Source organism: Candidatus Margulisiibacteriota bacterium (genome assembly GCA_041658645.1).
Lineage (GTDB): Bacteria > Margulisbacteria > WOR-1 > O2-12-FULL-45-9 > XYB2-FULL-48-7 > JBAZZV01.
Genome location: JBAZZV010000009.1, coordinates 1 through 15348, shown reverse-complemented (window position 1 = coordinate 15348; position 15348 = coordinate 1). Strand labels below are relative to the sequence as shown.

The 15348-nt window shown below is 54.5% G+C and carries 12 protein-coding genes; all 12 read right to left on the bottom strand.

The features are described 5' to 3' along the window. Positions 1–17 precede the first annotated feature (17 nt). The 12 genes from WC903_07505 to WC903_07450 all read right to left on the bottom strand — a co-directional run bounded on the left by WC903_07505 (position 18) and on the right by WC903_07450 (position 14680). Positions 18–902, bottom strand: coding sequence for an S-layer homology domain-containing protein (locus WC903_07505; protein ID MFA5893785.1), 885 nt, complete (start codon positions 900–902; stop codon positions 18–20). Beyond that, entirely contained in the window at positions 895–2484 is a 1590-nt protein-coding gene (locus WC903_07500; GenBank protein MFA5893784.1) for an NAD+ synthase, read from the bottom strand. The genes WC903_07505 and WC903_07500 overlap by 8 nt, the downstream gene beginning before the upstream one ends. 8 nt (positions 2485–2492) lie before the next feature. Further along, positions 2493–2861, bottom strand: coding sequence for a hypothetical protein (locus tag WC903_07495; GenBank protein MFA5893783.1), 369 nt, complete (start codon positions 2859–2861; stop codon positions 2493–2495). 36 nt (positions 2862–2897) lie between these two features. Then, on the bottom strand, positions 2898–4295 hold the full coding sequence (locus WC903_07490; protein ID MFA5893782.1) for an MATE family efflux transporter: 1398 nt from the start codon (positions 4293–4295) through the stop codon (positions 2898–2900). Further along, a complete protein-coding gene (gltA, locus tag WC903_07485) occupies positions 4292–5701 on the bottom strand; it encodes an NADPH-dependent glutamate synthase (GenBank protein ID MFA5893781.1) in 1410 nt (469 codons plus the stop codon). The genes WC903_07490 and gltA overlap by 4 nt, the downstream gene beginning before the upstream one ends. Beyond that, the gene (locus WC903_07480; protein MFA5893780.1) at positions 5694–6530 is read right to left on the bottom strand and encodes a sulfide/dihydroorotate dehydrogenase-like FAD/NAD-binding protein; all 837 of its coding nucleotides are present in this window, start codon (positions 6528–6530) and stop codon (positions 5694–5696) included. The genes gltA and WC903_07480 overlap by 8 nt, the downstream gene beginning before the upstream one ends. Before the next feature lie 7 nt (positions 6531–6537). Further along, a complete protein-coding gene (locus WC903_07475) occupies positions 6538–7830 on the bottom strand; it encodes a homoserine dehydrogenase (GenBank protein ID MFA5893779.1) in 1293 nt (430 codons plus the stop codon). 75 nt (positions 7831–7905) lie between these two features. Then, positions 7906–8850, bottom strand: a complete 945-nt coding sequence (locus tag WC903_07470; GenBank protein ID MFA5893778.1) for a ribose-phosphate pyrophosphokinase — start codon at positions 8848–8850, stop codon at positions 7906–7908. Between the two features lie 69 nt (positions 8851–8919). Beyond that, complete coding sequence (locus WC903_07465) at positions 8920–10329, bottom strand: S-layer homology domain-containing protein (protein ID MFA5893777.1); 1410 nt, start codon at positions 10327–10329, stop codon at positions 8920–8922. A gap of 3 nt (positions 10330–10332) precedes the next feature. After that, on the bottom strand, positions 10333–11904 hold the full coding sequence (locus tag WC903_07460; GenBank protein MFA5893776.1) for an Ig-like domain-containing protein: 1572 nt from the start codon (positions 11902–11904) through the stop codon (positions 10333–10335). Between the two features lie 92 nt (positions 11905–11996). Next, positions 11997–13094 carry a tRNA (N6-isopentenyl adenosine(37)-C2)-methylthiotransferase MiaB gene (miaB, locus tag WC903_07455; protein MFA5893775.1) on the bottom strand — a complete coding sequence of 366 codons (1098 nt, stop codon included), beginning with the start codon at positions 13092–13094 and terminating at the stop codon, positions 11997–11999. Then, entirely contained in the window at positions 13055–14680 is a 1626-nt protein-coding gene (locus WC903_07450) for a recombinase family protein (GenBank protein MFA5893774.1), read from the bottom strand. The genes miaB and WC903_07450 overlap by 40 nt, the downstream gene beginning before the upstream one ends. Between the last annotated feature and the right edge of the window lie 668 nt (positions 14681–15348).

Here is a 15348-nt window from a genome sequence, read left to right as displayed (position 1 = left end):
GTTATTATGCCTATAACTTAATAGCCGCGATCGAAATCAAGCAGTTCCCTGACCAAGCGGGCGCCCCGCTCGGACTCGGCCAGCAGGCGGGCCGTTTCACCACGGGAAAGTTGTTCAAAAGGACTAAGATAATTCGTTTTGATGTACGACAGCCGGCCCGCTTGCTTGGCCCCCTGCACCAGCTCGCTCGCCCAATTGCCCGCCGGCAGGTCCACATAGGGTGGACCATCGCCCAGTGGGGCGGACAGATGATCGAAACGGGCGATCAAGGCTATCCCCTCGAGGCGCGTGATGGTGTTATCCGGCCGGAAGGTCCCGTCGGGAAAGCCGGTCATCAACCCCAACTCACTGCTTGACCTGATCGGCTCGGCCGCCCAATGCGACGACGGCACGTCGCTAAACGCCCTGGGAGGGTATCTCCTGCTTTCATTTTTAGCCAATTTAACGATGAGCGCCGTCAGCTCGGCGCGGGTGATAGAGTTATTCGGCAGGAAACGGTTATCAGGATAGCCCCGGATCAAGCCGAGAGTCAGCATCCGTTCAACCGGCTCTTTTGACCAATAGTCTTTAGTCAGGTCAGCGAATGTCGCCAGGCGGAGGACCCGCCGCGTGGCCAAAGAGAGGACCTTACCACTCCCATCCAATATTTCTATCTGGAGCAAGTTCTTGCCGATAGCCAGCGGAATCTCCTGGTTAAAAGCTCCACCCGCCTGCGGCAGGACCGGTAATTTTTGAACAATGAGCGCCGAGGAGCCTGCAACAGAGGCTTTCCCTCGGACCATTGCCGACTCATCGTAAGTGATGGCCCGATCATCGGGGGAGAAAATGACCAGATCAGGGTTTGGCGCGGCCAGGACCGTCCCCGTCAAAATGAGCAGGCAGGCCCCCACCCGTTTAAGCATGGTAGCGGTTGGTAATCGGCAAACGCCAATCTTTGCCAAAGGCGCGCGCGGTAATGCGGGGCCCGGGGGCGGCCTGCCGGCGCTTGTATTCCGACCGGTCGATCAGCCTGATGACCTGCCGGACCGTCTCTTCGGCCAGCCCCAGCCGGACGATCTCTTTGACGCTTTTATTCTCTTCGACATAGGCGGCCATGATCCGGTCCAGGACATCATAAGGGGGGAGCGTGTCCTGATCGGTCTGGTCAGGCTTTAATTCCGCCGTCGGCGGCCGGTCAATGACGCTTTGCGGGATAATTTCCCCGCTCCGGTTGCGCCATTTGACTAACTGATAGACGGCCGTCTTCGGCACATCTTTTAAAACAGCATAACCCCCGGCCATGTCGCCGTAAAGAGTGCAGTAGCCGGTCGACATTTCCGACTTGTTGCCGGTCGCCAGGACCAGCCAGTTAAATTTGTTGGAAAGGGCCATTAAATAATTGCCCCGGACCCGCGCCTGCAGATTCTCTTCGGTAACATCCGCCGCCCGGCCTTTGAAGTTCGGGTTAAGCTTATCCAGATAGGCCGCGGTCACATCGTTGATCGGGATAACGCTCAACTCAACACCCAGGTTTCTGGCGACTTTCTCGGCATCCTGCCGGCTCTGCTCGGCCGAATACTGGGAGGGCATATAAACGGCGTGGACTTTATCTTTCCCCAGGGCATCGACGGCGATCGCCAGCGTCAGGGCCGAATCGATCCCCCCCGACAACCCGATCACTACCTCACTAAAACCATTTTTCAGCACATAGTCCCTAGTCCCTAGGACCAGGGCACTGTAAATTTCGAGCTCTTCCTCCATCCAGGCCGTTTTCATCCGGTCATTCTCCAGATCGACGATCAACATCTCTTCCCGGTATTGGTCACAGCTGACCGCCAGCTTCCCCCGGGGATCAAAAAGCATGCTCCCGCCGTCAAAAACAAGTTCGTCCTGGCCGCCGACCATGTTGACGTAAGCCAGGTAGGCTTGGCTCTTTTTGGCCCGGCCGCTTAACAATTTTTGCCGTTCGGCGACCTTGCCGACGTGATACGGGGAGGCGTTGATGTTGATGATCAGTTTCGCTCCCTTTTTAACCTCCGCCCGGTGCGGTCCCGTCTCCACCCAGATATCTTCGCAGATACCAAGGCCGATCTTTAGCCCCTGATAACTGACGACTGACGGCTGACGGCCTTTATGAAAATAACGTTTCTCGTCAAAAACGCCATAATTCGGCAGGTTCATCTTGTGGTAGATAGTTTTGATCTTCCCATCAACGATAAAAGCGCCGGCGTTGTAGAGCCTCCCTTTTTTTTGGTCGACAAAACCGACATAAGCGGCGATCCCCCGGCTCTTTTTAACTACCAGATCGAGCGCCTGGAGATTGTCTTTAATAAACTGCGGCTTGAGGAGGAGGTCTTCGGGGGGATAACCGGTAATGGCCAGCTCCGGGAAAATAACGAGGTCAACTTCTTCTTCCCGCGCCTCGTCCAGGAGGGAAATTATCTTCACAGCGTTAGCCGTCAAGTCGCCGACGGTCGGATTGATCTGGGCGAGAGCCAGTTTCATGACCGAAATTATACCATTTCTTTCAAGATCATAGCACCGGCGTTGAAAAAGAAATAAAGCAGAGCAGACAGTATTAAATATAAAACTGTCAGCACGCCCAGCCGCCAGGCAATACCGGTCAGCATGGCGGAATAATCTTTTACCCCCGCCACTTCCGGCAGGGCGTTTTCCAGGACAAATTTTGCCGCCAGATAGATCAACGCCAGCACCAAGCCTGCGCTGATCACCCAGATGACCAAGTCTCCCAACAACGACATGTTGAACGCCCGCTTGACCTGGAAGGTTTCATAGACCAGAGAAAATGTATTCTGGATCTTAACCCAAATGAAAAGGCAAGCCAGGACCGGTTGATACAAGATATTCAATAAAAGTTCCATTGTTCCCTCCTCAAGGGGAGTTTAGAGCCATTTAGGTCAAAGTTCAAGCTTGACGGCCGTGACAGTCCGCCCCTTGGTGTCCGCCTTCCAGAACCCCGCCTGGAACCAGGCAAAAGTAAGCAGCGCCAGCACGATCTGAGCGATAAGTATCGCGACCCAGATCCCCGTGAGCCCCATCGTGCCGGAAAGATAAAAAGCCAGCGGCACCTGGATGAACCAAAGCGCGATAAGCGTAAAGACGGCAGGCGGCAAACTGTCTCCTGCCCCGTTGAGCGACCTGCCCAGCACCAGCCCAACCACGACAAAAGGCAAGCCTGCCGCGGTATACCGGAGGAGCTCGGCGCCAATACTTATGACCTGAAGCTGTTCATTGAAGACCATCATCAGCCGCTCCGGGAAGACTAAAAACAACACCCCCAGCAAGATCGATATGACCAGGTAATAACCGACCGCCAGCCAGGACGAGGTCACCGCCCGCTCCGGTTTTTTCGCTCCGAGGTTTTGGCCGACCAGGGTTCCGGCCGCATTGGCCAGAGCAAAGCCGGGCATCATGGCCAGCATATTGAGCCGCAGGCCTACTCCGTACGCGGCGACCGCCGCCATACCGAACTTCGCCACGATAGCGATGAGCGCGATCCCCATCAGGCCGCGCAGGCTCATTTGGACCGAGGCGGGAAGCCCAATTTTTAAGATGCGCCACATCACCGGCCAGTCAATCCTAAGGTCGGCCAGCTTCACCTGAACGCGCGAGCGGCCGTGCAGCAAAACCTCCAGCGCGATCAGCGAGCCGATCCCCTCGGCAATGACGGTCGCCCAGGCGGCGCCATTGACCCCCATTTTGGGGAAACCGATGCCAAAGATCATTAGGGGGTCGAGAACGATGTTGAGCAGAACGGAGATCGCCAGGACCACCATCGGGGTAATGGCGTCCCCCGCCCCCTGAAGGATAGCGGCGATAAGGAACATAAAGAACATGACGATCACTCCGATGAACATGATCTGCAGGTAGCCGGTCCCCAGACTGGCCACGGTCGGGTCCGCCCCGAGCAGTGTCAATAGGAACGGAGAAATAAAATAGCCGATCAAGCCGAAAAACACCGAGCCGATCAAGCCGAGCACCAGCGATTGCATGGCAAAATGGTCCGCCTGCGCTTTTTCCTTCGCGCCGATCGCCCGCGCGACCAGCGCTGTCGTGCCGACCCCGACCCCGATCATGACGAACATCAGGACCATGAGGATCGAACCACTCATGGAAACCGCCGCCAGGGCATCTGGGCCGAGCCGGCCTACCCACGCCATGTCGACCAGGTTAAAAGCGGTTTGCAGCAGGTTGCCGATCATCATCGGTACGGCCAGGACCCAGACCGCTTTGGAGAGCGAGCCGCTCGTCAGGTCGCGCTCGCGGGTAAACTTGTGCAGTAGATTTCTGATCATTCCGATCCAGGGGATAATAATTTATGGATCGCCTTGGCCGCCACTTTGCCGTCACCCATGGCGGAAATGACGGTCGCGGCGCCGCGAACGATGTCGCCGCCGGCATAAACCCCGGGGAGCGAAGTTAATCCTTCCGGGGTCACGATCACCCCGCCCCATTTTTCGGTGCGGAGCGCCGGGGTGCGAAGCGGAATTAATGGATTCGGCGCATTGCCGATCGCGACGACAACGGTGTCAACCGGAAGTCGGAATTGGGAATTAGGAACTTCAACTGGTCGGCGCCGGCCGGAAGCATCAGGTGCCCCCAGCTCCATTTGTAAACACTCGGCTTCCGCCACCCAGCCCTCTTGATTAGCATGATAGGCGACCGGGAGGGTCAGGATCTTGAAAACGATCCCCTCTTCAACAGCCCGCTTGATCTCTTCGATCCGCGCCGGCATCTCTTCCTCGGTCCGGCGGTAAAGTATGCAGACTTCTTCCGCCCCCAAGCGCAAGGAAACTCGCGCCGAGTCCATGGCGACATTGCCGCCGCCGACCACCGCGACCCGTTTACCTATTTTAACCGGGGTCAGTTGTTCGGGAAACTGCCAGCCTTTCATCATGTTGACCCGGAAGAGGTATTCGTTGGCCGAGTAAACGCCTTCCAGATTTTCGCCCGGTATCCCCATGAATTTAGGGAGCCCGGCGCCGGAGCCGACAAACACGGCCTTATATTCTAATAGTAATTCTTCGATCGTATAAACATTGCCGACGAGCATATCGGTTTTGACCTCAACGCCGAGGCTTTTGACATATTCGACCTCCAGCTCAACGATCTTTTTCGGCAGGCGAAACTCGGGAATGCCGTAAGTTAAAACCCCGCCAGTCACGTGGAGCGACTCGAAGATGGTGACCTGATAACCAAGCCGGGCGAGATCACCGGCACAGGTCAACCCGGCCGGGCCGGAACCGATCACTGCCACCTTAACGGAACCTGCGGCTGAACGCCGCGGTTCCTGTGTTCTGTGTTCCGTGTTCTGTGTTCCGTGTTCCCTCTCCCAATCCGCCACAAATCGTTCCAGCGTTCCGATCGCGACCGGTTCCCCTTTGACCCCCAGGACACATTTCAACTCGCACTGCTCTTCCTGCGGGCAGACGCGGCCACAGACGGCGGGGAGGCCGTTCGTCTCTTTGATCTTTTGGGCCGCTTCAGCGAATTTCCCTTCGGCTAAGAGCTTGATGAACTCGGGAATTTTAACTTCAACCGGGCACCCTTTGACACAGGGCGGGTTCTGGCATTGGATACAGCGTTTCGCTTCCTCGATCGCCTCTTCCGGCGTAAACCCAAGCGGGACTTCATTAAAGTCGCGGGTCCGCTCCGCCGCCGAGCGCTCTTGCATGTGTTGTCTTTTCTTTTTCTCAGCCATGACTTAATAACCTGCAAACATGGTCCAAGGCCTTCTGCTCGACATCTTTATACATCTTGAGCCGGCTGACCAGTTCGTTGAAGTCGACCTGATGGCCGTCGAACTCGGGCCCTTCGACACAAGCGAACTTTATCTGGCCGCCGACGGTAACGCGACAGACGCCGCACATCCCGGTCGCGTCAAGCATCAGCGGATTAAGCGAAACCTTTGTTTTGATCCAGTGCGCTCTCGTCACGTCACAGCAGACCTTCATCATCGGCACGGGACCGACCGCAATGACCAGATCGATCTTTTTCCCAGAGGCGATAATATCCTTTAACTCGTCGGAGACGAAACCTTTGCGCCCGGCTGAACCGTCATCTGTTGTAACTAACAACTGACTACTAACAACTGACAACTCTTTCTCATATATTAATAGATCCTTGTTCCGGGCGCCAATTATCGTGATGACCTCGTTGCCGGCCGCGGCCAGCGCCTTGACTGCCGGGTAGATCTCGGCTACCCCCACCCCGCCGCCGATGACCACAACCGTGCCGAACTTCTCGATCTGGGCCGGGACACCGAGCGGGCCGAGCAGGTGCGGGATATCTGATCCTTCGGTCAGGGAATCTAGTAGTTTGGTCGTCGCGCCGACGATCTGGAAGATGATCGTGATCAGCCCGCTTTGGGGATCGGCATCAGCGATGGTCAGCGGGATCCGTTCAGCTTTTTCCGTGGGGACAATGACGACAAACTGTCCCGGCTTGGCGGCGCGGGCAATAGGCGGCGCCTCCACGGTGAGCCGCGTGACCTGCTCGTTCAGTTTTTCTTTCTTGACTATCCGGTTCATCAGGGGATCAGAGGATGCGGATAACATTGCCGATCTTTTTGACCATCGGCAGGCGGCTGATCACTTTCAGCGCTGACCGCAAGTTCCTTTCTTCGACGTTGTGCAGTAAAATTACGATCGTCGCCTGGTGTCCCAGGTTCTCTTTCTGGGTAACGGCGGCGATGCTGACCTTTTTATCGGCAAAGGCTTTCGAGATGCCGGCCAGGACGCCATGCTTGTCGGCCGCCTGGAGCCGGATATAGTAGCGGCTGGTGGTCTCTGCGATCGGGCGCAGGGCCAATTTCTTCCCCGCAACCGCCGGAGAGCAACATTCATCGTGGTCGCAACCACAATCGCTCCCGCACTCCTCCCCGCCGCAACCCTTGGCGATGCTGATCAGGTCGGAAATAACGGCTGACGCGGTCGGCCCGCCGCCGGCTCCCGGCCCGTAGAACATCAGCTCGCCAACCGGGGAACCTTTCAGGTAAATAGCATTATTATTATCGGCCACATTGGCCAAAGGATGGGACTTGGCAACCAGCGCCGGGTGGACGCGGACCTCAACCTCTCCGTCTTTTTTCTTGGCAATGGCTAGCAATTTAACAACATAACCAATCTCTCCGGCGAACTGGATATCTTCCGCCGTGATCTTTTCGATCCCTTCGCGGTAAACATCCTCCCAGCTCACTTTCACCCCAAAAGCGAGTGAGGCGAGGATCGTCGCCTTGTAGGAGGCATCGTACCCTTCGATATCGGCTTTCGGGTCCGCTTCGGCGTAACCGAGCTTCTGGGCAGCCTTCAGCGCGTCGGCAAATTCCCACCCTTCCGCAGTCATTTTGGAGAGGATATAGTTGGTCGTCCCGTTGACGATGCCGTAAATCTCGTTGATCTCGTTAGCCGCCAGGTTATCACGGATCGTGTTGAGGATCGGTATCCCGCCGCCGACCGCTCCCTCGAACAGGAGGCAAACCCCGTTGGCGTCGGCCGCGGGAAGCAACTCCCCCAGCGCTTTGGCGATCAGCTCTTTGTTCGGAGTAACGACATGCTTGCCGGCCCGCAGGGCGGCCAGGACCAGTTTCCTGGCCGGTTCCAGCCCGCCGATCGCTTCGACAATGACGTCGATCTCGGGATCGTTGATCAGGACCATCGGATCGTGGGTCAAGGGGTAAGGAGAACTTATTCGGCGGACATCGCAAACCCTTTTGACCTTGATCTGCACCCCCGCCTGCTCGGCAATGACTTGCGCGTTCTTCTTGAGCGTCGCGGCCACAGCCGCCCCCACCGTCCCCAGACCGATGATCCCGATGTTTATCTTGTTCATATGTTCTTCCTTTTACCCCTATCCCCCATCCCCTTCCCCCTTATTAAGGGGGAAGGGGAGAAGAGGGGTTAGGGGTCAATCAAATAATGACGTAATGGACTGATTTTCGTAGTTTCGCCTGATCGCTTCGCCTAACAACTCCGCCGCGGAGAGGATCTTGAGCCCTTTGAATTGTTTCTCTTTCGGGATCGGGACCGAGTCGGTCACGACGACCTCGGCAAAACCGGCCTGGGACATCCGCTCAACCGCCGGACCGGAAAAGAGGCCATGCGTGGCCACGACGTAAATATCCGGGTTACAGCCGTTAGCCTTGAGCGCGGTGACCCCGTTGCAGATCGTGCCGGCGGTATCGATCATGTCGTCGGTAATGACGACCGTCTTCCCCCGGACGTCGCCGACCACGTGGGTTACTTCCGACTGATGGTGCTCGCCGCGCACTTTATGCAGGATCGCGAGCTTGGCGCCGACCCGGTCGGCCAATTTTTTGGCGACCTTGGCCCGGCCGGTGTCAGGGGCGACCACGACCAGCTCTTTCATCTTTTTGCTATCGATATAATTGGCTAAGAGCGGCAAGGCGGTCAGGGTGTCGACCGGGATATTAAAGAAACCCTGGATCTGGTCGGAATGGAGGTCCATGGCGACGACCCGGTCGGCCCCCGCCGTTTCGATCAGGTTGGCAACCAGCCGGGCCGAGATCGGCTCGCGGGAAGCGGCCTTGCGGTCCTGCCGCGCGTAGCCGAAATGCGGGATGACGGCGGTGACCGATTTGGCCGAAGCGCGCTTCATCGCGTCGATGATCAGGAAGAGCTCCATCAGGTCGCCGTTGACCCGGTCAGTGCAAGTTTGGATGATCACGCATGAGGCGCCGCGGACATTCTCGTTGATCCGGGCGTAGATCTCCCCGCCGGAGAAGCGCGAGATCTTGATGTCGCCATTCTTGATCCCGAGATGCCCAACGATCTTCGCCCCCAGCTCCGGATGTGACGTCCCGTAAAAGACCCGCAATTCAGAATTTACCATGGCGCTCCTCCTAAGAAAAGTCGAACTCAAACAAGTATAGCATAAATAATAAACGCGACAATAATGGTTTTAGAAGAGAAAATAGCGGACAAAAGCCATATTATAGTAACGCGTGCCGGTGCCGGTAAAGGTCATCATTTCGCCGGACAGACCAAGCAGTACCGGATAAGAGAGCAACTCATAATCAAGCGACGCTTCGTAATCGAACAGCTGGGCAGGCTGGCCAAGAGCCGACGGGGAAACCTGCGCTCTGACCAGCGGCAGCGACCAGAAGCCGCGCAGTAAAAGATTACGGCCGAAAGCTTTGGCGGAAGTGACCAGCCCGGCGTTAAAACCGGTAAAATTGGTCGGCGCGGTCGGATTGCTTAAACTGATATATTTAGCGCCCAGCAGGAGTTTGCCGCTGACCCCCCAGCGGTCGACCACCGGATAGATCGTGTTCAACTCCAACTCGTAACGGTTCTCGTTAACCGGTCCGCCGTTAACGGCGCCTCCGCTGCCGGGGACCAGGTAAACGATTTGGTTAAATCCGTATTTACCGGCCAGCTCGTAGTTGCCGGCTAAAGACCAGAGCTTAAAAGTATCGCCGTAAGCGGCGGTCGCGCTAAAACCGCGCCAGTTGTTCGTGCCGGAAGCGCTCTCATTAACATTCCCCAGGCCGCCGGAGATGGAAGCTTGCGGTTTGGCCGTTATGGCCACCGCCTGTTCGATCCGGGAAGCGGAAACCGGCCCGGCATTCGCTAATTTTGCCTCGGATAGCTCGATCAGTTTGGCTCCGGAAAGGGCAACATCAAAACGGGTCGCGGCCTGACCGCCTTTAAAGGACCAGTTGTTCGACTTCTTATCTTTAAATTTTTCCATGATCCCGAGCCTGACCAGCAAAGACACATCTTGCAACGCCCAGTGCGCCGGTTTAACATCTTTCAAGCTGACCGCCTCGGCAGTCCCCGCCTCCGGATTAACCAGCCTAACGGCCTTCGCCAGGATAGTCGCCAGTTCAAAACGGCTAATCGTCTTGGCCGGCCGGAAAGTCTGGTCGGGATAACCGGAGAGGAGCTTGTACTTGGTGACCAGCGCGATGATAGGAGCGTAGGCCCAGTGGTCGCGCTTGAGGTCTTTGAAGGAAACTTCGGCCGTGGCCGGTGCCGCCGCCAGCGAAGTCCCGAACTTCTTTTCGAGGTAAGCCAACGCTTGGGTCATGACCTTGGCGAATTCCGCCCGGGTGATAGTCTTTCCGCCGCGGAAAGTTTTATCCGGATAACCGGAAATCGCCTCGTAAGAGACGACCATCCGCATGACATAGGGAAAAACTGGGTTTTGGGGCTTTAGGTCCTTGAAGGCCGGCGCCTTCTTGACTATAGCTTCCCCGGAAGACGCTTTCGAAACAGTTTCCCCAGTCGCGGCACTCTGCGGCTTGACCGCCGCGAAGAGAGGCAGTGCCAGAATTAAGGCGAGAAAACAGACCAACGCTTTTTTCATTAATTACTGGATCGTCGCCTCTCCCGCGCCTGAAGCGGCGTTGCCGGACAGGTCCTTGACACCCGTGCCGACCGTAATGATCTGCGTCGCCACGAAAGCGGTATCGACAGTTATTTTAACTATCGAATAGGCACTACCGGTCCAGAAGGCCGCGGGATCCAGATCAATACTGGCATTGGTCAGCAGGGTCGCGTCAGTTACCGTGCCGGCCGTAGAAGTGAAATTGGCGGCCTTGACAGTTGACGAGTCAAGCGGTTCCCGGAAAGTGATATACGCCACCTTGGTGTCAGTTCCGGCGGTCAAGGTTGGCAGGGGATATTTGTTGCTCAAAACCGCCGCGGTAAATCCGCCTCCGGTCCGGCCGCTGTAGGCTTGCGTGATCACCCGCGGTCCGACTAAATCTATCGCGCTGGCTTCGGCTGAAGCAGACTCATATTCACCGTTAAAAGCCACCACCTTAAAATAAGTCGACCGGTTAATCATCGGGTAATTGGCGGAACCTATCGGATCGATATAAGTCGTGCCGTAAAGCGCGCTTAAGATCTTGGTCATTGTGGTTGTGAAGTAAACATTGGGTGTGTAGGTCGTCGGAGCGGATGATTGCTCCAGCAGCCGATAATTATTGGTTGAGCTGTCGGAGACATAAACCTTATAACCGGTCAGGTTGCCGGAACCGGCGGTCCAGTTCAGGCCGATCGTGGCCGAGCCAAGAATGTCCGCAAAGTCGGCCCCGACCGCGGCGTCGCTGCTGAACGGCTTGCTGCTAGCGGTGACCAGAATACTGCCCGGCGCGCCCGGCGCGCCACCGGTCGAAGTTTTATAGGTAAAATAATCATTGTTCTCGATCACGTCGCCATGCTCTTCGACCGGGACGCCGTAGCTGGTCGAGGTAGCGCTGGCCAGCATATTCCCATCTTTGTCTTTGACCTGATCGAACGCAGTGGCCAGATAAAGGAGATAAACCTGGTTAGGGAGCAGCGGCAAGCTCGGGGTAACCGCTAAGACCGTGTCGCCGTTGCTCCAAGCGGACGTAACGTTAGTCGTATCGCCGACGGCGGCGGTGCGGGTACCGGCAGAAATGATCCGCGGCCGGATCGTGGCAGTATCCATCGGTTTATTAAAAGTAATGGTAAAAACGGCGGTCGTTTCGATCGTGCTATTAGGCAGCGGCAAAACGGAGCGCATCACCGGATTGGCAAACATGTCGAGATCGGCCGTAAAGATCGTGCCGTCGGGAGCGACAACGAGGTAGTTGGTCGAGAGGTAACCCTCTCCCATCTGGTAGCCTTCTTTAGTCGCCTCCAGCTGGAAATCACCGCTCTTGATATTTTCAAAGACATATTCCCCCTTATCATTGGTCACGGCACTCTTGGTCTCATAACTGCCGACCAGGCAAACGACGGCGCCGGCGACCGGCCCGATGACATGAGAATCGTAATAAGAAGATTCCGGTAAATAATAGTTACCGTACACTATCCCTTTACAGACCAGATTTTGCGGTGTCGAAGCGGCGCTCTTGATCTCCGGCATCGTCTGACTGCAACCGGACATAACAACTCCGAGTGTCATAGCCATTAATAACCCTATAGCAATCCCGATAACCTTTCTCATACTAGATACCCCCTTATGTTTTGGTTCATGCTGTGAATTGTAGCATTCTGAAGTTATTATGCAAGCGCCAGAAGATCACGGTTAGCTTCGATCAGCCTTTGCAGCCTGGCCTGTTTAACCTCTTCCGGCAGTTGCCCCGGCAATTTAGCCGCGGCGACCAGCGGGCGCTCCGAATAAGCGAAGGAGTGGACATCGTTGAAGCGGCAAAGCTCCAGTGCCTTAAGCGTGCTCTGGAACTGTTCTTCGGTCTCCCCGGGGAAGCCGACGATCAGGTCACTGCTGATCCGAGCGGTCGGGATCAGTTCCCGGATCTTGTTGATCCGGCCAAGATAATAGTCGAAGGTGTAGCCTCGGTTCATCCTGGCCAGTATCTCGTCATCGCCCGACTGCAGGGGCAAAACAAAGTCTTTGACGACATAGGGGAGTCCGGCGACAGTTTGGATAAGCTCGTCGTTAAGGTCGCGGGGGTGGCTGGTCAGGAAACGAATGACTAATGACGAATGACTAATGACGAATGAATGTATTTCTCGCAATAGTCCCGCTAATCCGAATTTATATGAATTCACGTTCTGTCCCAGCAGGGTAATGTCCGTAGCCCCCTGGTCGAGCAAACCTTTGATCTCGGCTAAAACTTCGTCCATCGGCCGTGAGGTTTCGCGACCACGAACATAGGGTACGACGCAGTATGAGCAGTAGTTGTCGCAGCCAGTCATGATCGAAACAAAGCTGGTCGTCACAGCCCTCACCCCCTGCTGACGATCAACCAACCCTCCCCCTCTCCCAATGGGAGAGGGGGAAAGAGGGGGTGAGGGCTCTAAAAACCTTTTCAGTGTCTCCGGCGAGTTCGGCGGGATGAAAAAGTCAACGTGCGGGAATTGCTTTTTAACATCCCTGCCCGGTTCGGTCACGATACAGCCGCACAGCCCGATCCGCAAGTTGGGGTTTAGCTCTTTGAGCCCTTTCATCGAGGTCACGAACCAGGCGGCGCGGTCCTCGGCGTTCTGGCGGACGACGCAGGTGTTGATCAGCATCAAGTCGGCGAGTTCGGAGTTCGGTGCTGGGAGATACCCAGCCGCCTCGAGTACGGCGGCAAGTTTAGCCGAGTCGGCCACGTTCATTTGGCATCCGTAAGTCTTGATGAAGTAGCGGCGCATTTTTCTCCTTCCTTCAATAAAAATGAAGATTTTGCATGGATTTTCCCAAACGGCTCAAAAAAGACGGGCAAAACCCGCGAATTGGGGCGCGCGCGGTCTGAATTCTTTATAATAATGTTTTTTAAAAGCAACGCCAGGAGCTCTTTTTTCGCGGCAACGTCAAGCTCTTTCTTTTCGCTGTCGTAAGAAGCCAGAAAGTCTTTTACTTTGTCTAAATAGATGGCGGAATTTTCCCTCTCCGACAAGAATAATTCAACGCCCGCCTTTTTAGTCCTTAATTCTTCTTCTTCACTTCTAAGAGATTCGTTTTTCTCCTTAAAAGTATCCTCGGACAACAGATTTTTTAGACAGAGATCGGTCAGTTTTAACTGCTTTTCCTGGTTGACTTTGAGCGCTTTTTTAACGCTGGAAAGGTCAGCGTTAAAAAAGTCCAGATCAGGGAGCTTTTTGAGTTGAGTCGGCCATAACCATCGGTTATCCCGGAACCGATCGCTTTCCAACATATTTTGAATTGCCGACAAGATCACATTCTCAATGACGCTCTCTTTGATCCCTTTGGCATTGCATCTAACATAATGAAATTGACGGCCAGCGCAACGATACCAGCGATCCAGGATGCCGGTAATGTGGTTAGCAACCTTGGTCACCCCATAAAATCGATAGTTACATTTTGAGCAGTACATTAACCGGCTAAAAGTAAAAATTCCGCGCTTGCCCCGATTGAAAGGCGTTTGCCTAGATTCAATTGCCTTTTGGACACTGGCAAACTCTTCTTCGGAAATGATCGGTTCATGCCGGCCTTTGGCAATTATTACTTTAGAAGGGTCATTCTTGACCGCTTTATATCCTTTACCAGTCTTCTGGTTCTTATCATAGCGATATTTATTCCAAACGATCTGACCGATATAAACGCGGCTACGCAGGATATCCCGAACAAGCTTGGTATAGAAATATCTGCCTACCCGGGTCTCGTGCTTGCTCTTATTAAGATAATCGGCAATTTGATTGATACTGCAACCGGCAAGGTATTTCCGATAAATTAACTTGACGACTTTTGCTTCGGCATCATTTACCTCAAGGACCCCGGTCCCTTTCTTATATGTATAACCGAAAGGGCTATATCTGGCACCATGCCAATTCCCGTTCTGAACGCTTTTTATCATACCCGGGACAACTCGTTCCGCAAGTCGATTTCGCTCAAATTCGGCAAAACTACCCAATTGTTGAAACATTAATTTACCGGCAGAAGTAGTCGTATCAAATGGCTCGGTCGCCGATTTAAAACCAACCCCACATTTTTCCAACCGATCGACCAGCTCCAAGAGGTCCTTTAAACGGCGACTGAACCGATCGATCTTATAAACGATCACTAAAGAGATCTTTTTATCTTTAGCGTCCTTTAGCAATCTTTGCAAGGCCGGTCGGTCGGTCGTGCCCGCGCTAATCCCCTCGTCCGCGTAGCAATCGAATATCTCATATCCATTTTGGTGAGCGTAATTGGTGAGATATTCTTTTTGGACCTCCAGCGAATACCCCTCTCTCACTTGATCCTCGGTACTTACTCTAATATAAATCGCTACTTTCATGACTGGCCCTCCCCCTTTATACTTTGAGAGTATTCATCCACTTAATGATCCGACTCAAATCCGCTGCCGTGAAAACGGGATAATTCCTATAATCCCGCCTCGGCTTGATCCAACCTTTCTTGATCCAGTAATAAATAGTTTGGCGAGGGACCTTCAACTCTTCCGCAGCCTTGGTTAGATTAAAAACACCTTGCTTATGACGCATAGGCAATATTCTACACTTACTTACAGTTTGAGTCAATTAAATTCCGCCAGCGCTCCAATGCAATTGGAGCGATAAAAGGCGAAGCCTTTTATATTTAGACAAAGTAAAAGGCTCTGGCTTCTTTGACAGCGAAAAGAAAGAAGTTTGACGTTGCCTGCGGGAAAAGAGCTGCTGGGGCTGCTTTTAAAAAATACATTATAGAAACTCAGACCGCGCGCGCCCCAATTCGCGGGTTTTGCCCGTCTTTTTTGAGCCGTTTGGGAAAATCCATGCAAAATCTTCATTTTTATTGAAGGAAGGAGAAAAATGCGCCGCTACTTCATCAAGACTTACGGATGAAGCCTGGCGGGACATCTATCATCGGCTAAAACCTATCCTGGAATTCATTTATATTGGGCAATTATAGTGCGTCTTTCCCGGGCCGTTCAGCACCATCCCTATATAGTCTACCTAGGCACACAGG

Excerpts from the sequence above, each read along its gene's own strand:
- miaB (MFA5893775.1), bottom strand. The coding sequence starts at position 13,094 with ATGCGCCGCTACTTCATCAAGACTTACGGATGCCAAATGAACGTGGCC.
- WC903_07450 (MFA5893774.1), bottom strand. The coding sequence starts at position 14,680 with ATGAAAGTAGCGATTTATATTAGAGTAAGTACCGAGGATCAAGTGAGA.
- WC903_07505 (MFA5893785.1), bottom strand. The coding sequence starts at position 902 with ATGCTTAAACGGGTGGGGGCCTGCCTGCTCATTTTGACGGGGACGGTC.
- WC903_07465 (MFA5893777.1), bottom strand. The coding sequence starts at position 10,329 with ATGAAAAAAGCGTTGGTCTGTTTTCTCGCCTTAATTCTGGCACTGCCT.
- WC903_07475 (MFA5893779.1), bottom strand. The coding sequence starts at position 7,830 with ATGAACAAGATAAACATCGGGATCATCGGTCTGGGGACGGTGGGGGCG.
- WC903_07470 (MFA5893778.1), bottom strand. The coding sequence starts at position 8,850 with ATGGTAAATTCTGAATTGCGGGTCTTTTACGGGACGTCACATCCGGAG.
- WC903_07495 (MFA5893783.1), bottom strand. The coding sequence starts at position 2,861 with ATGGAACTTTTATTGAATATCTTGTATCAACCGGTCCTGGCTTGCCTT.
- WC903_07460 (MFA5893776.1), bottom strand. The coding sequence starts at position 11,904 with ATGGCTATGACACTCGGAGTTGTTATGTCCGGTTGCAGTCAGACGATG.
- WC903_07480 (MFA5893780.1), bottom strand. The coding sequence starts at position 6,530 with ATGAACCGGATAGTCAAGAAAGAAAAACTGAACGAGCAGGTCACGCGG.
- WC903_07500 (MFA5893784.1), bottom strand. The coding sequence starts at position 2,484 with ATGAAACTGGCTCTCGCCCAGATCAATCCGACCGTCGGCGACTTGACG.
- gltA (MFA5893781.1), bottom strand. The coding sequence starts at position 5,701 with ATGGCTGAGAAAAAGAAAAGACAACACATGCAAGAGCGCTCGGCGGCG.
- WC903_07490 (MFA5893782.1), bottom strand. The coding sequence starts at position 4,295 with ATGATCAGAAATCTACTGCACAAGTTTACCCGCGAGCGCGACCTGACG.